Annotated in this window: 16 protein-coding genes and 2 pseudogenes; 9 read left to right on the top strand and 9 right to left on the bottom strand. The window is 68.8% G+C overall.

Features of this window, described 5'->3' with window-relative positions; genetic code table 11:
• The first annotated feature begins 187 nt into the window (after positions 1–187).
• Together VNS22_RS11135 and VNS22_RS11130 are read left to right on the top strand one after the other, a co-directional pair.
• Positions 188–943, top strand: a complete 756-nt coding sequence (locus tag VNS22_RS11135) for an SDR family NAD(P)-dependent oxidoreductase (RefSeq protein WP_325732375.1) — start codon at positions 188–190, stop codon at positions 941–943.
• 94 nt (positions 944–1,037) lie between these two features.
• The gene (locus VNS22_RS11130; RefSeq protein ID WP_325732377.1) at positions 1,038–1,841 is read left to right on the top strand and encodes an MBL fold metallo-hydrolase; all 804 of its coding nucleotides are present in this window, start codon (positions 1,038–1,040) and stop codon (positions 1,839–1,841) included.
• Positions 1,842–1,892: 51 nt separating this feature from the next.
• Here the strand turns inward: VNS22_RS11130 and VNS22_RS11125 are convergent, their stop codons facing one another.
• The 5 genes and pseudogenes from VNS22_RS11125 to VNS22_RS11100 form a co-directional block, all read right to left on the bottom strand.
• Entirely contained in the window at positions 1,893–2,780 is an 888-nt protein-coding gene (locus tag VNS22_RS11125) for a dihydrodipicolinate synthase family protein (RefSeq protein ID WP_325732373.1), read from the bottom strand.
• A gap of 90 nt (positions 2,781–2,870) precedes the next feature.
• Positions 2,871–4,832: a hydantoinase B/oxoprolinase family protein gene (locus VNS22_RS11120; protein ID WP_325732371.1), complete on the bottom strand. Its 1,962-nt coding sequence runs from the start codon at positions 4,830–4,832 to the stop codon at positions 2,871–2,873.
• 3 nt (positions 4,833–4,835) lie between these two features.
• Positions 4,836–6,878 carry a hydantoinase/oxoprolinase family protein gene (locus VNS22_RS11115; RefSeq protein ID WP_325732369.1) on the bottom strand — a complete coding sequence of 681 codons (2,043 nt, stop codon included), beginning with the start codon at positions 6,876–6,878 and terminating at the stop codon, positions 4,836–4,838.
• Positions 6,879–7,029: 151 nt separating this feature from the next.
• Positions 7,030–7,735: pseudogene (locus VNS22_RS28295) on the bottom strand (LysR family transcriptional regulator).
• Between the two features lie 51 nt (positions 7,736–7,786).
• A complete protein-coding gene (locus VNS22_RS11100) occupies positions 7,787–8,455 on the bottom strand; it encodes an HAD-IA family hydrolase (protein ID WP_414653341.1) in 669 nt (222 codons plus the stop codon).
• Positions 8,456–8,706: 251 nt separating this feature from the next.
• On the opposite strand from VNS22_RS11100, the gene VNS22_RS11095 reads away from it, so the two are divergent.
• From VNS22_RS11095 to VNS22_RS11065, 7 genes are all read left to right on the top strand, one after another.
• Entirely contained in the window at positions 8,707–9,492 is a 786-nt protein-coding gene (locus tag VNS22_RS11095; RefSeq protein WP_325732361.1) for a 5-oxoprolinase subunit PxpA, read from the top strand.
• Positions 9,493–9,536: 44 nt separating this feature from the next.
• Entirely contained in the window at positions 9,537–9,779 is a 243-nt protein-coding gene (locus tag VNS22_RS11090) for an acetyl-CoA carboxylase (RefSeq protein ID WP_325732359.1), read from the top strand.
• 4 nt (positions 9,780–9,783) lie between these two features.
• Positions 9,784–11,166, top strand: a complete 1,383-nt coding sequence (locus tag VNS22_RS11085) for an acetyl-CoA carboxylase biotin carboxylase subunit (protein ID WP_325732357.1) — start codon at positions 9,784–9,786, stop codon at positions 11,164–11,166.
• Between the two features lie 3 nt (positions 11,167–11,169).
• A complete protein-coding gene (locus tag VNS22_RS11080; protein WP_325732355.1) occupies positions 11,170–12,045 on the top strand; it encodes an allophanate hydrolase subunit 1 in 876 nt (291 codons plus the stop codon).
• Entirely contained in the window at positions 12,035–13,012 is a 978-nt protein-coding gene (locus VNS22_RS11075; protein ID WP_325732353.1) for a biotin-dependent carboxyltransferase family protein, read from the top strand. The genes VNS22_RS11080 and VNS22_RS11075 overlap by 11 nt, the downstream gene beginning before the upstream one ends.
• Positions 13,013–13,158: 146 nt before the next feature.
• Positions 13,159–15,231, top strand: coding sequence for a hydantoinase/oxoprolinase family protein (locus VNS22_RS11070; RefSeq protein ID WP_325732351.1), 2,073 nt, complete (start codon positions 13,159–13,161; stop codon positions 15,229–15,231).
• Between the two features lie 11 nt (positions 15,232–15,242).
• Complete coding sequence (locus VNS22_RS11065) at positions 15,243–17,027, top strand: hydantoinase B/oxoprolinase family protein (RefSeq protein ID WP_325732349.1); 1,785 nt, start codon at positions 15,243–15,245, stop codon at positions 17,025–17,027.
• A gap of 212 nt (positions 17,028–17,239) precedes the next feature.
• Here the strand turns inward: VNS22_RS11065 and VNS22_RS11060 are convergent, their stop codons facing one another.
• From VNS22_RS11060 to VNS22_RS11045, 4 genes and pseudogenes are all read right to left on the bottom strand, one after another.
• Complete coding sequence (locus VNS22_RS11060; protein ID WP_325732347.1) at positions 17,240–18,253, bottom strand: ribonuclease Z; 1,014 nt, start codon at positions 18,251–18,253, stop codon at positions 17,240–17,242.
• On the bottom strand, positions 18,250–18,612 hold the full coding sequence (locus tag VNS22_RS11055; RefSeq protein ID WP_325732345.1) for a 4a-hydroxytetrahydrobiopterin dehydratase: 363 nt from the start codon (positions 18,610–18,612) through the stop codon (positions 18,250–18,252). The genes VNS22_RS11060 and VNS22_RS11055 overlap by 4 nt, the downstream gene beginning before the upstream one ends.
• A 53-nt stretch (positions 18,613–18,665) precedes the next feature.
• Positions 18,666–18,893, bottom strand: coding sequence for a hypothetical protein (locus tag VNS22_RS11050; RefSeq protein WP_325732343.1), 228 nt, complete (start codon positions 18,891–18,893; stop codon positions 18,666–18,668).
• A 290-nt stretch (positions 18,894–19,183) separates the two neighbouring features.
• A pseudogene (locus tag VNS22_RS11045) lies at positions 19,184–19,400 on the bottom strand (tripartite tricarboxylate transporter permease); the annotation flags it as partial.

The raw sequence follows: 19,400 nt of genomic DNA, 5'->3' as shown, positions 1-19,400 counted from the left end.
GTCGGCATGGGCCTCGGTGTAGCGGCGAACGGCTTTGAGCAGGGAGTCGTCCATGCCTGTTCCTACCTCAGAACGGATCGCTCCGTGAACTCGCTTTGGAGGATCAGGCAAACAACGTCGGGTTTTTGGCAACAACGGCCGGCCTCTTGGCCCGATATCGGGGACGTCACGCCAGAGGAGTTGGATGATGACCAAGATCACCCTCGTTACCGGTGCCAGCCGCGGCCTAGGTCGAAACACCGCCCTCAACATCGCCCGCCACGGCGGCGAGGTCGTCCTCACCTACCAGAGTCGGCAGGAGGACGCGCAGGACGCGGTCGCCGAGATCCAGGCAATGGGGCGCCGGGCGGTTGCCCTGCAGCTCGACACTGGCGACGTCGCCGCCTTCGCGCCATTTGCCGAGCGCCTGCGGATCGCCCTGCGCGAGACATGGCAGCGCGATACGTTCGATCATCTCGTGAACAATGCCGGCCATGGCGACTTCACCCCGATCGGCGAGACGACCGAGGCGCAGTTCGACCGGCTGGTCGATGTCCACTTCAAGGGCGTCTACTTCCTCACCCAGACGCTGCTGCCGCTGATCGCGGACGGCGGGCGCATCGTGAACCTGTCCTCCGGCCTGACCCGGGTGTCCTATCCCGGCTTTGCCGTCTATTCGGCGGTCAAGGGAGCCGTCGAGGTGCTGACCCGCTACCTGGCAAGGGAGCTGGGCAGCCGCGGGATCGCGGTCAACACGGTGGCGCCGGGTGCCATCGAGACCGATTTCGGCGGCGGCGCGGTCCGGGACAATCCGGAGATCAACCAGGTCTTCGCCGACATGACCGCGCTTGGCCGCGTCGGCCTGCCGGACGATATCGGTCGGATGATCGCCAGCCTGCTGTCCGAGGACAATCGCTGGATCAACGCCCAGCGGATCGAAGTGTCCGGCGGCCAGGGCATCTGAACCGGCCCCTCCTCGAGGGACGCTGCGCGGCATGCGGGCCCGCGCGGCGTCCAACCCGGAACGTCCCGCCCGCATGGGGAACCGTCCCTTGAAGATGATCCGTTCGGGCACCGACTTCGCCCGCTACGACTTCGGCGGGCTGGCCGTTCTGGCCCTGCGCGACGGCCATGTGGACATGCCACCCGGCCGGCTGCGCCAGGAGGGCAACCAGCCATTCGGCACGCAGCTGCCCAGGCAGGTAAGGCTCGTGGACGGCAAGCTGCGGCTGTCGGTCAATACCTTCCTGGTCATCGAGCAGGGCCGGCACATCCTGTTCGACACCGGTGCCGGCGACGCCTGGGAGCCGTCCATGGGCCGGCTGCCGCGGGCACTCGCGGAAGCTGGGATCGCGCGGGAAGACATCGCCGCCGTGGCCTGCACGCACACCCATATCGATCACGTGAACGGGCTCGTCGCGCCGGATGGCACGGACTCGTTTCCGAACCTGGAGCAGCTGTTCGTCCCGCAGGCGGAAGTCGCACTGTTCGACCGGAGCGAGCGCCTGGCGCGGTTCCGGCAGCGCTGCGTGCCCATCGGCGACGGCTTTGCCGTGAGCGACCGCATCGTCGCCATCCCGGCCCATGGCCACTCGGCAGGACATACGGCGTTCGCGGTGTCGGACGGAGCGGAACAGCTGCTGATCTGGGGCGACATCGTGCATGTGCCGTCGATCCAGTTCGCCTGCCCGGAGTTCACCTGGGAATTCGACCACGATCAGGCACAGGCGCGTTCGACCCGGGCGCGAATGCTCGACCGGGCGGCGCGGCCAGACGTCTTCGTCGCAGGCGCGCATCTCGACTTTCCCGGCATCGGCAGCGTCGCGCGGGGTGGCGACGCTTACCGCTTCGCGCCGGTATAGGCACCGGGCATCGCGGGCTTCAGCATGCCGGGGCCGGCATGGCGAGCCAGGCTATGCCTGGATGGTGGCGACCGCCGCCATGATCCGCTGCCGGTCGGCCGCACCCACCGGCAGGACTGGGCGCGGCGGGTCGGCGCGGGTCAGGCCCAGCTCGTTGGCGATGGCATGGACGACGCGGTAGCTGCTGAGTTCGCGGAACAGCGCCCAGAGTGGCGCAAAACCGTCGTTGATGCGCGCGACCTCGGCGGCATCGCCGGCCTCGGCAGCGCGCATCAGCTTCAGCGTGGGTTCCGGGAGCAGGCCGCCGATCACGCTGTACCAGGCGACCCCGCCGGCCAGCACGGCATCCGCGGCCAGCCAGTCACCGCTGTAGCCGATCGCGAAGTCGGCCGGGACCATCGACTGCAGCGCCCGATGCCGCTCCTGTGCCTCGGCGGCGGACGGTGCGGGGTTCTTCACGGCACGGATGTTGGGAACGCCGGACAGACGCTGCAGCAGCGCGTTGCCGAAGTTGAAATGGGTCGTGGCGGGGTTGTTGTAGATGCACAAGGGCAGCCCGGTCGTCCCCGCCACCGCCGAGAAGTGCTGGAAGACCTCCTCCTCGGTGAGCGGGATGTAGGAGACCGGGGCCAGGAGCAGGCCATCGGCGCCGGCCTTCTCGGCATCGCGCGCCAGCGCCTGCGCCTCGTCGGTGCGCAGCGCGCCGATGCTGACGATGAGCGGCGTGCGGCCACTCAAGGCCTCGGCCGCGGCCTCGATGGCCCGCAGCCGCTCGCTGCGGCTGAGATACATGTAGGAGCCGGTGCTGCCGAGCAGCCCGACCGAATCGACGCCGGCCTCGGCGAGCCGGCGCAGGAGGACCGCCAGCTCGTCGGTGCGCACCCGGCCATGCTGGTCCATGGGCGTGATCGGAAATGCGGACAGGCCACGGAACGGCATGGCGGTGATCCCTTCCTCGGATGCGCCGGCAGGAAACGACGAAGGGGACGGTGATGCCACCGTCCCCCCGAAGCAATCAATGGGCGCCGGTCAGCTCGCCCAATGCGCGGCGGAGCGCTTCTTGAACATCTCGCGGAACTCGTTGGTGGAGTTCACCAGCAGTTCCCCGCTCGCCCAGTCCAGGATCACGCCGTAGCGACGCACCAGGTCGAGCTGGTCGATCTCGCCCTTGCGATAGCGCTCGGCCACCGCCTCGGCGGGCTCCTCCAGCCAGCCCTTGCGCTGCGCCCGGATCTCGGCGCGCAGCTTCTCCGTCGCGGGCAGGTCGACCTCGTACTCGGCGCGATCCTGGTCCACGGTGCGGATCACCACGCCATAGTCCTTGGCCGCGCGCTCGATGGACACATAGTCGTCGGCCACGTCCTCCACGACCAGGGCCGGGTCGCGCAGCAGCGGATCGCCGAAGCCGCCGCCGCCCGAGGTCGGCCGGGTGAACAGGTCGCCCTTCTGGATCGGCACGTCGGAGAAGATCGTGCCGAGCCATTCCTCGGGATTGTCCCGGCCGCCGCGGTGCAGGGCCAGACCGTGCGGGTAGCCGGGCAGGCCGCCATTGATCCCCCAGACGATCGCGCGCTCGCGATCGCAGATATAGGAGATCACCACGTTGTCGGCCTCGCCGATCGTGCTGGTCTTGCGCAGGCCGACGCCGCCACGCCACTGGCCGGGCCCGGCGGAATCGGTGAGCATCTCCATCTCGTGGCACAGGATCGGGCTGGTGCGCTCCTGGCCCTCGACGGGCTGGGCCATCAGGCCGGTGCCGAAGCAGGCGGTGGTGACGTTGGAGCCGTCCTTGCCGTTGCGCCCGCCCCAGCCGCCCGGCAGCCAGTCGTAGAACATGAAGATGTTCTTGGCGTCGTGGCGCCGGTCGCGCCCGCCGGTCAGCAGGTACTCCAGGTTGAAGGCGCAGGCGATGGCGCGCTCGGGCATGATCTTGGACCAGATCTCGTAGATCGAGTTCATGATCTTCTCGAACGGCATCAAAAAGCCCGTGACCGCGATCGGCCACTTGGCATTCACGATGGTGTCCTCAGGCGCGATCACCTTGATCGGGCGATAGAAGCCCGAGTTCAGCGGCAGGTCGGGGAAGAAGGTCTTCATGCCCGCGACCACGGCCGAGAAGGTCGTGCCAAAGGCCGAGTTGTAGAGCGTGCCGATGCAGGGATGCGATCCGGTGAAGTCGTAGATGACCTCGTCGCCCTTGATGGTGAGCTTCACCTTGATCGGGATCATGCCCTCGCCGCCGGCGGGGTCGCGGTCGATATAGTCGATCGTTTCCCAGGTGCCGTCGGGCAGTGCCGCGATGCGCTGCCGGGTGGCGCGCTCCACGTAGTTCTGCACCTCGCGGAAGCCTTCGAGCACGGTGTCCTTGCCGTACTTGTCGACCAGCCGCAGGATCTCGCGCTCGGCCACCCGGGTGGCCTCGGCCTGGGCGTGCATGTCGCCGATCACCGAGGCCGGGTCGCGGGTGTTGGCCGCGATCATGTTGGCGACGTCGTGGCAGAACCGGCCACCGTCATAGATGCGCACCGGGGTGATCCGGATGCCTTCCTTGAACATGTCCCGGGCCGACACGTCGAACGAGCCCGGCACGCTGCCGCCCACGTCCGACCAGTGGCCGTTCGACTGGGCGTGCGCGATCACCTCGTCGCCGACGAAGATCGGCCGGATCACGCGGACGTCGGGGAAATGGGTGCCGCCCGCATAGGGGTCGTTCACCATGTAGACGTCGCCGGGCTTCATCTCGTCCTTGAAGACCCGGATCGCGTCCTTCGCCGTGTAGTGCAGCGTGCCGACATGGACGGCGATGTCGAAATTGCCCTGGGCGATCGAATCGCCGTTGGCGTCGTTCAACGCGCTGGAGAAGTCGCGGTTGAAGATCACGAACGAGTAGCAGGTACGCAGGACCTGCTCGCCCATCTGGTCGACAGTGGTGATGAAGGCGTTCTTCAGCACCTCGAAGGTGACGGGATGAAGGGAGCCGAACTCGCTCATGGATCAGGCCTCCTGGATCTTCAGAATGAGGTTCAGCCACTTGTCGACATGGGCGGTGACCCCGGGTGGGACGACCGTGGTGGAATCGAGCTGGTCGATGATCGCCGGGCCCGGCACGTCGACGCCGGCCGGCAGGTCCGGGCGCCAATAGACCGGCGTATCGACCGGCTCAGCCGTCTCGTCGAAGTCGACCGGGCGGCGCGACTGCGGCTCCGGCAGGCTGCCATCCAGGGCGTGCTCGGCCAGATCGGCCTTGGGCGTGGTGCCGACCGCCACCAGGTTCAGGCGGTACAGCCCGACCGGCGCCTCGTCGCGGCGGAAATTGTACTCACGCTCGTGCAGGCCGTGGAACGCAGCCACCGCATCCTCGATGGCGCCGATCGGCGAGGGCACCGGCACGCTCAGCGAGCGCCACTGGCCCTGGTACATCATGTCGATCGAGCGGGTGAGCGTCATGCCGTCCTCGGGCACGCCATCGCGCGCCAGGCGATCGCGGGCCTCCGCTTCCAGCTCGGCGAAGCGCGCCTCGATGTCGGCGGCATCGGCCTTGGCGGCCGGGACCAGGTAGCTCTGGGCCAGGTCGTGGCGGATGTCGACCAAGAGGCAGCCGAGTGCCGAGGTGACGCCCGGGTTCGGCGGCACGATCACGGTCGGGATCGACAGCTCCTTGGCCAGCGCCACGCCGTGCAGCGCGCCCGCCCCGCCGAACGCCACCAGCGCGAAGTCGCGCGGGTCGTAGCCGCGGCTGATCGAGATCAGGCGCACCGCGTCGGCCATGTTGGCATTGGCGACGCTCAGGATCGCCTTGGCCGCCTCGTTGGTGGCGAGCTTCAGCGGCTCGGCGACGCCGGTCGCGACCGAAGTGACCGCGAGCTGCTTGTCCAGGTGGATCTCACCGCCGGCGAGCTCGGTGCCGAGCCGGCCCAGCGTCACGTTGGCATCGGTGTTGGTCGGTACGGTGTTGCCATTGCCGTAGCAGCAGGGGCCGGGATTGGCGCCGGCCGACTGCGGGCCGTTGTGCAGGGCACCGGCCGAATCGATCCATGCCAGCGAGCCGCCGCCGGCACCGATGGTCAGCACCTCGATGGACGGGAAGCGGATCGGGTAGCCGAACTGGATGTGCCAGTCCTTGGTGACCCGGCTCACCCCATCCCAGACCAGCGACACGTCGGCACTCGTACCGCCCATGTCGACGCCGATCGAGTTGCGGTAGCCGCACAGCATGGCGATGTGCCGGCTGGCGATCGCACCCGCGGCGATGCCGGAGCCGGCCAGGCGCCCGGCATAGTCCTTGGCCGTGGCCGCGGTCATCACCCCGCCGCCGGAATGGAGCAGGAGCAGGTCGCTCTTGAGCCCGCCCTCCTTCAGCCGGTCGCTGAGCCGGCCGATATAGTCGCCGGCCACCGGGCGCAGGATCGCGTTGACCACCGTGGTCGAGAAGCGCTCGTGCTCGAAGATCTCGGGCAGCACGTCGGACGAGGTCGAGACCGCCACGCCCGGCAGTTCCTCCTCCAGGATCTGCCTGGCCCGCTGCTCATGGCTCGGATTGACGAAGGCGTTGATGAAGCAGACCGCCACCGCCTGGATCTTGCGGGCACGCAGCACGCGGGCGACCTCGCGCACCGCTGCCTCGTCCAGCGGCGTCACCACGTTGCCGTCCGCGTCGATCCGCTCCGGCACGGTCAGCCGGTCGCGGCGGCGGATATAGGGCGGGGCCACGTCCTTGTAGACGTCCCACAGGTCTTCCTTGTTGGCGCGCCGGATCTCGATCACGTCGCGGAAGCCCGCGGTGCAGACCATGGCGGCGGGCGGCAGGCGGCGCGTGATCAGCGCGTTGGTCGCCACCGTGGTGCCGTGGGAGAACAGGGCGACGTCGGCGAGGTCGATGCCGGCATCCTTCACGCCCTTGAGCACGCCGTCGATCGGGTCGGGCGTGGAGGGTGTCTTCACCACCCGCAATTCGCGGGTCTTCTCGTCCAGGATGCAGATGTCGGTGAACGTGCCGCCGATGTCGACGGCGATGCGCAGGCTTTGGCCCGTGGTCATTCTTTAGCGTTCCCCTTCGTGGCGCTGGCCAGTGTGCCCGCAACCTTCGTGCCACGAATGGAGTTAGCGGCAGATGGCGTTGGAGTCAGCTGTCGTGATCACAAGACGCCGGCCACGCCACTGCGACGGTCAGCCGCCATCGGCCGCATGCTCACGCGAACGGTGCCCGTGCGAAATACTCGATCAGCAGTTCGGTCAGGACCCGCACCTTGGGGGCAGGATGCCGACCTTGCGGGCGGAGGACATAGGCACCGGCCGGGGACGGCGGATAGCGCGTCATGACCGGAACGAGCGCCCCCGCGGATTCACCGTGACGATCCGGTCGCCATTCATGAATTGCCAGGCTTCCATTCCCTGCATGAGGGCCTCATGAGCGCAGATCTCGTCCGGCGTCGCGGGCGAACCATGTGCCTCGACGTAGTCCGGGCTCGCGACCAGCTTCCCGTAGATCGGCCCGACGCGTCGCGCGAGCAGGTTGGAGTCCGGCAGATAGCCGACCCGGATCGCACAATCGAAGCCCTCTGCGATGAGGTCGACGAAGCGATCGCTATAGGCGGTGTGGACATGCGGCACGGCAACTCGCAAGCGCCCGCGAAGGTCGCTATCGGGCAGGATCGCTTTCCTGGCCGCGTCGATCTCGGCACCGGCCCTGGCGGCATGGTCCCGGAACACGACTCCTGCTTCCGTGAGGGCGGCACTCCGGGTGGTTCGTGCGAGCAGTTGAACGCCGAGTTCCGCCTCGGGCTGGCTGAGCCGCCGGCTGACGATGGACCTGGAGACGCCGAGCCTGCGTGCTGCGGCCGAGATCCCCCTGCATCGGCGACTTCCACGCATGTCAGCAGGCCTTCGGTATCCAACCCGGCGTTCCTCATCCCGCGACACGGCGCTGCCGCTCGTCGGGTCGTTCCCTAGGCCTGGCCCGCCGCCACGATCCGCAGCCCGCCCGCCGCCGTCGGCTCCACGCGCAGGCCCGCATAGCTGCGCAGGGTCGGGTGCGGCGTGTCGAGCGGGTGGGTATGGGTGGTGGTCACTACGGCGACGGCGGCGCCGGAGGCCTCGGCCGCCTCGATTCCGGCAGGCGCGTCCTCGAACACCAGGCATTCGCGGGCGGAAACACCCAGCCGCTCGGCGGCCAGGAGGAACCCGTCCGGCGCCGGCTTGCCGCGGGTGATGTCCTCGGCCGTGACCATGCGCTGCGGGGCGGTGAGGCCGGCGGCTTCCAGCCGGCGCCGGGCGAGCGGCAGGGGCGAGGAGGTGACGATCGTCCAGCGCCCGGGCGGCAGGGCCTGGAGGAAGGCGGCGGCACCCTCGATGGCGTGAACGTCCGCCACATCCTCGATCTCGGCCCGGGTGATCCAGTCCGCCTCGGCCAGGGGATCGACGCCGGGCAGGTTCAGGCGCCGGATCGTGTCCACGGCGCGCTTGCCGTGCATGGTCGGCAGGAAGGCCTCGACGTCCAGCCCGTGCCGGCGCGCCCACCGGCCCCAGACCCGCTCCGCCGCGGCGATCGAGCTGAGCACGGTGCCGTCCATGTCGAACAGGAAGGCGGCGAATTCCCGGTCGGGGAACAGCGGAATCGAGGTCAAGGCGGTGGCTCCGGGGCGGGCGAGGTCGCGGGGGAACCTGCCCGATCCGGGTGCCGGCCGCCAGTGCCGCAGGCCTCCTGGCGCCGCAAGCATCTTGACCGTGCCCGAACGGTGGGCATCGTGATCACAGCTTCGGCAATCGCCGCGCCGCCGGATGCGGCCATGCCCGCCAGGGCGGCGCGGCGGAGCCGATTTTCAGGGAGCGCCGGCCTGTCGGCACGGGCCGTGCATGGGAGGGCGCCATGACCTATCGCAGCAAGATCGACATCAATTGCGACATGGGCGAGGCGTTCGGCCAGTGGCGGCTCGGCGAGACCGACGACGCGCTGCTGTACCCGCTGATCACCAGCGCCAACGTCGCGGCCGGCTTCCATGCCGGCGACCCCAACCATATCGACCGCTCGGTGCAGCTGGCCAAGCAGCACGGCGTGGGGCTGGGCTCGCACCCGGGCTACGGCGACCTGCAGGGCTTCGGGCGGCGGACGATCAAGGCGCCGCCTGCCGAGCTGGTCAACGACATCGTCTACCAGATGGGCGCGGTCGAGGCGTTCGCCCGGCGGCACAAGGTGCCGATCCAGCACGTGAAGCTGCATGGCGGGCTCGCGGTCGATTCGGCGGTCGACGAGGCACTCTCCCATGCCTTCATCGACATGCTGCGCGAGCTGGCCCCCGACCTGCCGGCCTATGGCATGCATGCGGCGGTGACCTGCAAGATCGCGCAGGAGAAGGGGCAGCCCTATGTGCGCGAGTTCTATGCCGACCGCGCCTATGACCGCTCCGGGCGGATCGTGTTCGTGCGCGCAGCACAGCGGCCGGACCCCGAGGCGCTGGCGGCGCGCGTGGTGAAGGCCTGCCAGGAAGGCACGGTCGAGACGGTGGACGGCGAGACCATCGAGCTCCCGTTCGAATCGATCTGCTTCCATTCCGACACGCCCGGTTCCTACGACGTGATCAAGGCGATCCGGGCCGCACTCGACCGGGCGGGGATCAAGGTGGTCCCGCTGCCCGAGGTGCTGGCCGCTTCCTGACCTCCCGCGCCCCCGATTCCCCCGAGCGAAGAAGAAGACCAGACATGGCGACCAAGCAGATCGTCTCGCCGCTGCCCGGCACGTTCTACCGCAAGCCCGCCCCCGACCAGCCGCCGTTCAAGGAGGTGGGCGACACGGTCGCGGTGGGCGACGTGGTGGGCATCGTCGAGGTGATGAAGAGCTTCAACCAGGTCGTGGCCGAAGAGGCCGGCACGGTCACCGCGTTTTTGGCCGAGGACGAGGACGCGGTGATGCCGGGCCAGCCGCTCGTCGAGCTCGACGGCTAGGGCGATGAGCTTCGATTCCATCCTGATCGCCAATCGCGGCGAGATAGCGCTCCGGATCAACCGCGCGGCCAAGAGCCTGGGCCTGAAGGTGATCCAGGCGCACAGCAAGGCGGATGCCGACTCCCTGCCGGTGCGCCTGGCCGACCAGGCGGTCGAGATCGGCCCGCCGCAGGCAGCCAAGTCCTATCTCGCGATCCCCAACATCATCGAGGCGGCCAAGGCCAGCGGTGCGGGGGCGGTCCATCCGGGCTACGGCTTTTTGGCCGAGAACGCCGAGTTCGCCGCGGCGGTCGAGGCGGCGGGGATGGTGTTCGTAGGGCCGAAGCCCGAGACCATCGCGACCATGGGCGACAAGGTGAAGGCCCGCGAGGCGGCGGCGGCCGCGGGCGTGCCGGTGGTGCCGGGCAGCGAAGGGCGGATCGATGGGCTGGAGGCCGCCAAGGCGGCCGCGGCGGCGATCGGCTATCCCTTGCTGATCAAGGCCTCGGCCGGTGGCGGCGGGCGCGGCATCCGGATCGTGCGCAGCGACGACGAGCTGGCCCAGCAGCTCTCGACCGCCCAGGGCGAGGCCAAGGCGGCGTTCGGCGATGGCGGCGTCTATCTGGAAGCCTTCATCGACCGGGCGCGGCATGTCGAGGTGCAGATCCTGGGGGATGGCCAGGACGCGATCCACGCCTACGAGCGGGAATGCTCGCTGCAGCGGCGGCGGCAGAAGGTGTGGGAGGAGGCGCCCTCGCCTTCCCTGGACGAAGCCACGCGCGAGGAGCTGTGCGCGTCGGCGGTGCGGCTGGCCAGGCATGTCGGCTACCGGGGGGCGGGCACGCTCGAATATCTCTACGACGAGAACCGGCGCGCCTTCTATTTCATCGAGATGAACACCCGCATCCAGGTCGAGCATCCGGTCAGCGAGATGGTGACCGGGCTGGACCTGGTGGCGGCGATGATCGAGATCGCCCGCGGCAAGCCGCTGCCGGTCACGCAGGACCAGGTGCGCCTGTCCGGTCATGCCATCGAGTGCCGGATCAATGCCGAGGACCCGGCGCGCAACTTCATGCCGGGGCCGGGCACGATCAGCGGGCTGCGGGTGCCGGAGGGCCCGGGGCTGCGCTTCGACAGCCACCTGTTCGAGGGCTACCTGGTGCCGCCCTTCTACGATTCGCTGCTCGGCAAGCTGATCGTGCACGGCAGTGACCGCACCGAGGCACTGGCACGCCTGACGGGCGCCCTGGACGGGCTCGCGGTGGAGGGCGTGCCGACCACGCGCGCCCTCCACCAGGCGCTGGCGGCGGACCCGGAAGTGCGGGCCGGCCGGTTCGACACGAATTTCCTGGAGCGCTGGCTGGAGGAACGGGCCGCCACGCTCGGCATCGGGGCCAAGGGGGACTAACGCATGGCGACCCGCTATTCCTATGGCGGCGACGAGCACATCTTCGTCGAAGTCGACGAAGAGATGTCGCTGGACGCCTTCTTCAAGTCGCTCTCGATCACCAAGGCGGTGCGGGAAAGCCAGATCAAGGGCGTCACCGAGGTCTGCCCGGCCAACGCGTCCTTCCAGATCAAGTTCGACCCGGACGTGATCAAGCCGGCCGACCTGCTGGCCGAGCTCAAGCAGCTGGAGGACCAGGCGGCCCATGCCGAGGCGGTGATCGACACGCGGATCATCGAGGTGCCGGTCTTCTATGAGGACCCCTGGACCCATGAGACGCTGATGCGGTTTCGCGAGCGTCACCAGGACCCGAACTCGACCGACCTCGCCTATACCGCGCGGATCAACGGCTACGCCTCGAACGAGGAGCTGATCCGGGCCCATTCAGGCGCGCCCTGGTTCGTCTCGATGGTGGGCTTCGTCGCGGGCCTGCCGTTCCTCTACCAGATGGTCGAGCGCGCCAGGCAGATCGAATCGCCCAAATATCTGCGGCCGCGCACCGACACGCCCAAGCTGACGGTCGGCCATGGCGGCTGCTTCGGCGCCATCTATTCGGTGCGCGGGGCCGGCGGCTACCAGATGTTCGGCATCACGCCGATGCCGATCTACGACCCCAAGCAGGAAACGCCCTATCTGCGCGAGTTCATGGTGCTGTTCCGCCCGGGCGACATCGTGAAGTACCGGCCGATCGACCGCGACGCCTACGATACGGCGATCGCCGATGTCGAGGCGCACAAGTTCTATCCGACCATGCGCGAGGTCCGCTTCGCGCTCGACGAGTTCAAGACCGATCCTGGCGCTTATACCGGCAAGCTGGAGGACCTGCTCCATGGCGTTTGAGGTCAAGAAGCCGGGCCTTGCCACCACCGTCCAGGACCTGGGCCGGCCGGGCTACTACCATCTGGGCATCCCGCTTTCCGGTGCCATGGACCAGGAGGCGCTGATCGCGGCCAACCTGCTGGTCGGCAACGAGGCGGGTGCCGCCGGCCTCGAGCTCGTGTTCATGGGACCGGAACTCGTGTTCCGGGACGACGCGCTGGTGGCGGTCACCGGGGCGGAGCTGCCGCCCAAGGTCGATGGCGAGCCGCAGCCCACCTGGACGACGTTCACGGTCAAGGCCGGCCAGACGCTGAGCTTCGACTATCTGCGCAAGGGGGCCCGCGCCTATCTGGCGATCGCCGGCGGGATCGACGTGCCGGTCGTGCTGGGCAGCCGCTCCACCTATGCGCTGGGGGCGCTCGGCGGCTTCGAGGGGCGCAAGCTCGCGGCAGGCGATGTCCTGCCGGTGGGCAAGCCCCAGCGCGACGTGCCGGCCGGCCGCAGCCTGGACGCCTCCTTGCGCCGCAACGGACTGCTGGATCCGACGGTGGTGCGGATGCTGCCCGGCCTCTACTGGCACCGGATCACCGAGCAGGCGCAGCAGGGCTTCTTCGCCGACACCTGGAAGGTGGCGCCCGAGGCGGACCGGATCGGCTACCGCTTCAAGGGCGGCAATCCTTTGGAGTTCGTGCCGCGCGAGCCACCGTTCGGCGCCGGCTCCGACCCCTCCAACATCGTCGATGCCTGCTACCCCTACGGCTCGATCCAGGTGCCGGGCGGCACCGAGCCGATCGTGCTCCATCGCGACGCGGTGTCGGGCGGCGGTTATTTCATGCTCGGCACGGTGATCTCGGCCGACATGGACCTGATCGCCCAGCTCCAGCCGCACAAGCCGGTCAAGTTCGTGCCGGTGGAGATGGAGGAAGCGCTGCAGGCGCGGGCGGAACGCAAGGCCGAGATCGACAAGATCAAGGCAGCACTTGCCTAAGCAATCGGCAGAACATCTCCCAATTGCCTAACAGATCATGGCCGGCCGGTCATTGGAACCGCAGTCCGTTCCCATGATATGTCCCGGTAGTCGTGCAGTGCCTCACCACTGTCCGATTACCGGGACGAGCCAGCAGCAAGGTCATCATGGCGTACCGCATCTCCGTCGATACCGGCGGCACCTTCACCGATGTCGTCGTGGCCGATGCAGCCGGCGCCACGACCATCGGCAAGGCGCTCACCACCCCTGAGCGCATCTTCGACGGCATGAACGAGGCGATCGGCAATGCCGCCGAGCAGTTGGGCATCGGGCTGGACCGGCTGCTCGCCGAGACCGGGCTGCTGATTTACGGCACCACCCGCGCCACCAACGCGATCGTCACGAAGAGGGTGGCCAAGACCGCCTTTATCGCCACCGAGGGCTTTCCGGACGTCCTGCTCCTGAAGGAAGGCGGCAAGTTCAACCCGCACGACTTCTCCAAGGACTTCCCCGACCCCTACATCCCGCGCAGCCACACCTTCGAGATCCGCGAGCGGATGAGCTCGGAAGGGACGGTGTCGATCCCGCTCGACGAGGCCCAGGCGCGGGCGGTGCTCGAGAAGATCAAGGCGCTGGGCTTCGAGGCGATCGCGGTCTGCCTGCTCTGGTCGATCGCCAACCCGGCGCACGAGCAGCGCCTGGGCGAGCTGATCGCCGAGATCCTGCCGGGCCTGCCCGTCACCCTCTCGCACCGGCTGATCCCGGTGGTGCGCGAGTATCGCCGCGCCTCCGCCACCGCGATCGACGCGTCGCTGAAGCCCCTGATGCAGGCGCATCTGAAGGGGCTGGAGCGCGACCTGCGTGCCGCGGGCTACCGGGGCGAGATCCTGATCAGCACGACCGCGGGCGGCTGCGGCCATATCGATGCGATCACCGAGAAGCCGATCTACACGGTGGGCTCCGGGCCGGCGATGGCGCCGCTGGCCGGAATCGTGTTCTCCCGGCTGGAGAACCTGGGCGACAACGTCATCATCTGCGACACCGGCGGCACCACCTTCGACGTGGGCCTGGTGCGCGACGGCCGCCTCACCTTCAGCCGCGATACCTGGCTTGGGCCGATGTACACGGGCGATCTGCTCGGCATCTCCGCGGTCGACATGCGCTCGATCGGCGCTGGCGGCGGCTCGATCGCCTGGATCGACGAGGGCGGGCTGATGCGGGTCGGCCCGCAGTCGGCGGGTTCCGTGCCGGGGCCGGCCTGCTACGGCCGGGGCGGCACCCTGCCGACCGTGTCCGATGCCGCGACGGTGCTGGGCTATTTCGACCCGCACAACTTCCTGGGCGGCCGGATGCGGCTGGACGTGGCGGCGGCGAGGCAGGCGGTCGCGACCGTGGCCGAGCGGATCGGGCTTTCGGTCGAGGAGGCGGCGTACCGGATCGTCAGCCTCGCCAGCGACCTGATGATGCGGGCGGTGGGCGACATCACCATCAACGAGGGGGTGAACCCGCGCGAGAGCACGATCGTGGCAGGCGGGGGTGCCGCCGGCCTCAACATCATGAAGATCGCCGAGGAGCTGGGCTGCCAGCGCGTCGTCCTGCCGAAGGTGGCTTCGGCCCTTTCAGCGGCAGGCATGCAGCATGCCGACATCGTGGCCGAGGAGGCCGCGAGCCTGGTGACGCTCTCGACCAGCTTCGACACCGAAAGCGTCAACGCCATGCTGGCGGAGCTCGCCGGCAAGCTCGACCGGTTCCGCCGGGATCTGCAGAGCGGCAGCGAGGACTATACCGTCGAGTGCATCGCCGAGGCCCGCTACCTGTCGCAGGTCTGGGAGCTGGACACGCCGCTGGCGAAGCACCGGTTCGACGGTCCGGAGGACATCGCCGCCCTGGTGGAGAGCTTCCATCAGGTCCACGAGCGGGTGTTCGCGGTGCGCGACCCCTCCTCGCCGGTCGAGGTGGTGAACTGGCGGATGCGGCTGGTGGTGCATCTCAGCACGCCGCCGCTCCACTCGCCGGCCATCGTCGAGCGGCCGGCGGGCGAGGCCCGGGAGCGGCGCAACTGCTATTTCGGCAGCAGCGAGCCGGTGCCCACCGCGATCTTCCGCGCCGAGGACCTCCAGCCCGGCCTGCGCATCGAGGGCCCGGCGGTCGTCGAGGAGCCGACCACCACGCTGGTCGTCTATCCCGGGATGAGCGCCGTGGTCAGCGGCGCCGGCAACTACCTGCTCCACGTCGCCTGAGGATCGTCGCCATGACCGAAGAGACCCGCTTCGATCCCTACATGACGGCGATCATCGCCAACCGGATCGACGGCATCGTGCGCGAGATGACCAACACGCTGCTGCGCGCGGCGCGCTCGGCGGTGATCAACAGTGCGCGCGACTTCTCCTGCTCGATCTGCACCGCCGACGACCAGCTCCTGGCCTCGGCCGAGGGCCTGCCGATCCACATCTTCGGCAGCCACATGCAGGCGGCCGCCATGCGCCAGGCCCATGGGGACGACCTGAAGGAGGGCGACTGCTACCTCCACAACGACCCCTATACCGGCAACACCCATGCCGCCGACCACACCTTCCTGGTGCCGGTGTTCTTCGAGGGCGAGCATCTGTTCACCACGGTCGCCAAGGCGCACCAGGCGGACACCGGCAACTCCCTGCCGACCACCTACATGGCCGGTGCCAAGGACCAGTATGCCGAGGGCTCGCTGATCTTCCCCTCGGTGCGCATCCAGCGCGACCACCGGATGATCGAGGACGTGGTGCGGATGTGCCGCGCGCGGATCCGGGTACCCGACCAGTGGTATGGCGACTTCCTGGCCGGGATTGGTGCTGCGCGGGTGGCCGAGCGGCGGCTGAAGGAATTGTGCGCCAAGTACGGCCGGGCGCAGATCAAGACCTTCATCCGCGACTGGCTGGACTATTCCGAGCAGCGCATGGTCCAGGCGATCAAGAAGCTGCCGAAAGCCAGCCTGACCAGGTCCGGGGCGCACGATCCGTTCGGCGAGCTCCTGCCGGACGGCATCCCGCTCAAGGTGACGGTCGCGATCGACCCGGACGAGGCCATGGTCGAGATCGACCTGCTCGACAATCCGGACAATGTCGATTGCGGCTTCAACGAGAGCGAGGCCTGCGCCACCGCGGCCAGCATTGCCGGGGTGTTCAACTCGATCGATCCCACCATCCCGCGCAATTCCGGCTCGTTCCGGCGGATCCGGATGCACTTGCGCGACGGGGCGGTGTGCGGCCGGCCGAAATTCCCGCACAGCTGCTCGGTCGCGACCACCAACATCGCCGACCGGCTGGTCAACCTCACCCAGTCGGCCATGGCGCAGATCGGCGAGGGCTATGGCCTGGCCGAGGGCGGGATCGGGCTCGGGGCCGGCATGGCGGTGGTGTCCGGCCTGGACCATCGCTTTGGCGACAGCCGGTACATCAACCAGCTCCATCTCGGTAGTTCCGGGGGGCCGGGCGCTCCGCAGGCGGATGGCTGGCCGACCTACGGCATCCCGGTGATCGGCGGGCTGATGTACCGCGATTCGGTCGAGATCGACGAGCTGAAGCACCCGATCGAGGTGCGCTACCTGCGCCTGAAGACCGGCACGGGCGGTGCCGGCCGCCAGCGCGGCGCCCCGGCGCTGGAGTTCGAGTACGGGCCGAAGGAGCACCCGATGGACGTGCTCTGGCCCTGCGACGGCACGCACTACCCGCCCAAGGGGGTGCGCGGCGGCCAGGACGGCGTGCGCGCCCGGCACTTCAAGATCGCCACGGACGGCTCCGAGACCGAGCTGCCGAACATCGTGGTGGACAAGCTGTTCAAGGGCGAGCGGGTGCGCGGTCACCACACTTCGGGCGGCGGCTATGGCGACCCGCTCGACCGGGCACCGGCCAAGGTGCTGAAGGACGTGCTGGACGGGTTCGAGACGGTCGAGCGGGCCGAGCGGCTTTACGGGGTGATATTCACCGGCTCCCTGGACCAGCGGACGCTCGCCGTGGATGCCGAGGCGACGGCCGCCTGCCGGCAGGCCAGGAGTTCCTGAACCACAGCCGGCCGTGCTGCTCGACCCGACTGGGCGCCACCAGAACCTGGCGCTGAGCCCGCTCGAGCTTACCGCCCGCGGCTTCCTGGTCGCCCGACGCCGACACGATCTGCTCGCTGCCACCCCGCTTCCGTCACACCCGCCCCCGAAAGCGGGCATGCATCATCGGTGGCGACGACGATCGGCACATCCTGCGGCTGGGCCGTGCCAGCCTAGTCGGCCGGCAGATGTCCGACGGAACCGGCGCGAAACGCATCCTCCGCCTCGTGGCGCAGGGCGTCGGGCCTCTCCAGGTAGCGCGCGGAATGGTGGAACACGGTCAGCCGTCGCACACCGGCGCGGCTGGCCAGTTCACCGGCCTGGCGCGCGGTCAGGTGATGGCGGCTGCTGGCCAGCTCGCGATCCGCCTCCAGGAAGGCCGCCTCGATGAACAGGTGGTCGGCGTTCGCCGCCAGCGCCACGATCCGCTCGGCATTGGCCGGATGGAACGCCGCATCGGTCACGTAGGCCAGGCGCTGGCCAGGCGCCACCAGCAGGGCGTGCTCCTTCAACAGCCCGAGCGGCAGCACCCGGCCCGGCGCAGCCTCGATCGGCAGGTCGTCCGGAGCACCGGCACGCACCGCGCTCTTGGCATGGCTGAGCCACGGGCCGACCTCCAGCCCCATGGGGGCCAGTGCCGCCGCGATCACCTTCACGCCGACGCTCTCCTGCAGGGCGAACGCCAGGCAGGGCGTGCCATGGTCGAGGGTGACCGCCGAGACGGCGAGGTCGCCTTCGGCCAGGACGAGACCGGGCGGCAGTGTGGTCTCGCCGGCTGGTTCGGGCCGAAAGCCGGCGCGTGCGGCAAACCGGGTCCAGGGGCCCAGCCGATCTTCGGCGAACTCCGCGACCTCCAGCGCGAACGCCACCGATCCCTCGTCCAGGAGATTCCACAGATAGGCACCGAGCTTCGCGGCCACGCCGGCGATCATCCCGGGCGGGCCCACCAGCCGGATCGTGGTCGGCCGGTAGAGGCAGAGCCGGAGCAGCCGGTCGAACCCGGCGAAATGGTCGAGATGGCGGTGGCTGACGAAGGCGTGGCTCACCCGCAGGAGCGAGCGCGCCGACAGCGCGCCGAGATCGCCCAGGTCGAACAGCATGGCGCGCCGGCCGAAGCGGAAGTCCAGGTACAGGCCGGGGTCGTCGAACGGGCCGTTGACGAGCCTGGCCTGGATCAGCCGGGTCATGCCGGCATGTTCGGCCCGGCGGCGATCTGGTCGATCTTCGCCGCCATGATGAAGTCGTTGGCGTGCAGGCCCCTGATCTTCTTGGTCTGCAGCGAGACCAGCGCGTAGCCCCAGCCGAAGCTGACGTCCGGGTGATGGCCTTCCGCTTCGGCGAGCATCGCCACGCGCTCGACGAAGGCGAAAGCCTGGCGGAAGTCCTTGAACCGGAACGACCGCTCGATGCGGCGGGCCTCGTCGCAAAGCGACCATTCCGGTGTTCTGGCCCGATAGGTTTCCGCCTCCTCCGGGCCGAGCGGCGGCTCCCCGCCCCTGCACGGTGTGCAGGATCTCGCCGTGAGTTCGGCTGGGTCGTCGGACATCCTGGCCTCCATGCGCTGGTGGTCGTGATCGTGCGCAACCGCTGTCCCATCCATCATGATCTGGGTTTGGTCGCCAAAGCCAGCGAGTTGCCGACGTGATCGCATCTGGGCAGCGTGACGACACGCGCCCTGCTGACGGACGCGATGTGGAACCGGCTCATGCCCTTGCTGGCGAGGCCTGCTCGGCCGCTTGGCTGCTCCATGCATTCCGCGCCGAGCGCATCGTGCCGATCATCCCGAACAGGGCCGACCAGCCGCCCGACGCCGCGTTCGACCGCCATGCCCGCCGGCTCGCCTTCGTCCAGATTGCCACCACCAGACCATAAGGGAGCTCGCCGATGACCTTGAAATGCTGGAAGTCCAGATCGCGGAGGCGCGTCCCCTGGAGGCCGGCACGCGGCAAAGCTACGAGACCTGTGCGAATGAGCAGGCTGCCGTGAGCAGGTGCTCGTTTCTCACCGCACGTTTAACTCCACGGGAAGAGGCGGCCGAACCGCGCCCACGCCGTCCAGGTGGAACATCTTGAGAAGACCATGAAGGTCTCGCCTTCGGTGCTCGGACAGAGCTCGGATCATTCTGCCTCCTGGAAGACCTCTCCCCGCTTCCGGCTGAAGGACGGCACCATGAACATCACGACGACGATGGCGGCCATGAGCAGCAGTGCCGCCGAGAGCGGCCGCGAGAAGAAGACCGTGAAGCTGCCGTCGCTGATCAGCATGGCGCGCCGGAAATAGGCCTCCAGGGACTGGCCGAGCACGAAGCCCAGGAGCATCGGGGCGATCTCGCAG

The sequence above is a fragment of the Geminicoccus sp. genome (genome assembly GCF_035556675.1).
Classification (GTDB): domain Bacteria; phylum Pseudomonadota; class Alphaproteobacteria; order Geminicoccales; family Geminicoccaceae; genus Geminicoccus.
Note: the sequence above shows the minus strand (reverse complement) of the source record. Positions and strands in the feature narration are given on the sequence as shown.

Excerpts from the sequence above, each read along its gene's own strand:
- VNS22_RS11135 (WP_325732375.1), top strand. The coding sequence starts at position 188 with ATGACCAAGATCACCCTCGTTACCGGTGCCAGCCGCGGCCTAGGTCGA.
- VNS22_RS11130 (WP_325732377.1), top strand. The coding sequence starts at position 1,038 with ATGATCCGTTCGGGCACCGACTTCGCCCGCTACGACTTCGGCGGGCTG.
- VNS22_RS11125 (WP_325732373.1), bottom strand. The coding sequence starts at position 2,780 with ATGCCGTTCCGTGGCCTGTCCGCATTTCCGATCACGCCCATGGACCAG.
- VNS22_RS11120 (WP_325732371.1), bottom strand. The coding sequence starts at position 4,832 with ATGAGCGAGTTCGGCTCCCTTCATCCCGTCACCTTCGAGGTGCTGAAG.
- VNS22_RS11115 (WP_325732369.1), bottom strand. The coding sequence starts at position 6,878 with ATGACCACGGGCCAAAGCCTGCGCATCGCCGTCGACATCGGCGGCACG.
- VNS22_RS11095 (WP_325732361.1), top strand. The coding sequence starts at position 8,707 with ATGACCTATCGCAGCAAGATCGACATCAATTGCGACATGGGCGAGGCG.
- VNS22_RS11090 (WP_325732359.1), top strand. The coding sequence starts at position 9,537 with ATGGCGACCAAGCAGATCGTCTCGCCGCTGCCCGGCACGTTCTACCGC.
- VNS22_RS11085 (WP_325732357.1), top strand. The coding sequence starts at position 9,784 with ATGAGCTTCGATTCCATCCTGATCGCCAATCGCGGCGAGATAGCGCTC.
- VNS22_RS11080 (WP_325732355.1), top strand. The coding sequence starts at position 11,170 with ATGGCGACCCGCTATTCCTATGGCGGCGACGAGCACATCTTCGTCGAA.
- VNS22_RS11075 (WP_325732353.1), top strand. The coding sequence starts at position 12,035 with ATGGCGTTTGAGGTCAAGAAGCCGGGCCTTGCCACCACCGTCCAGGAC.
- VNS22_RS11070 (WP_325732351.1), top strand. The coding sequence starts at position 13,159 with ATGGCGTACCGCATCTCCGTCGATACCGGCGGCACCTTCACCGATGTC.
- VNS22_RS11065 (WP_325732349.1), top strand. The coding sequence starts at position 15,243 with ATGACCGAAGAGACCCGCTTCGATCCCTACATGACGGCGATCATCGCC.
- VNS22_RS11060 (WP_325732347.1), bottom strand. The coding sequence starts at position 18,253 with ATGACCCGGCTGATCCAGGCCAGGCTCGTCAACGGCCCGTTCGACGAC.
- VNS22_RS11055 (WP_325732345.1), bottom strand. The coding sequence starts at position 18,612 with ATGTCCGACGACCCAGCCGAACTCACGGCGAGATCCTGCACACCGTGC.
- VNS22_RS11050 (WP_325732343.1), bottom strand. The coding sequence starts at position 18,893 with ATGGCGGTCGAACGCGGCGTCGGGCGGCTGGTCGGCCCTGTTCGGGAT.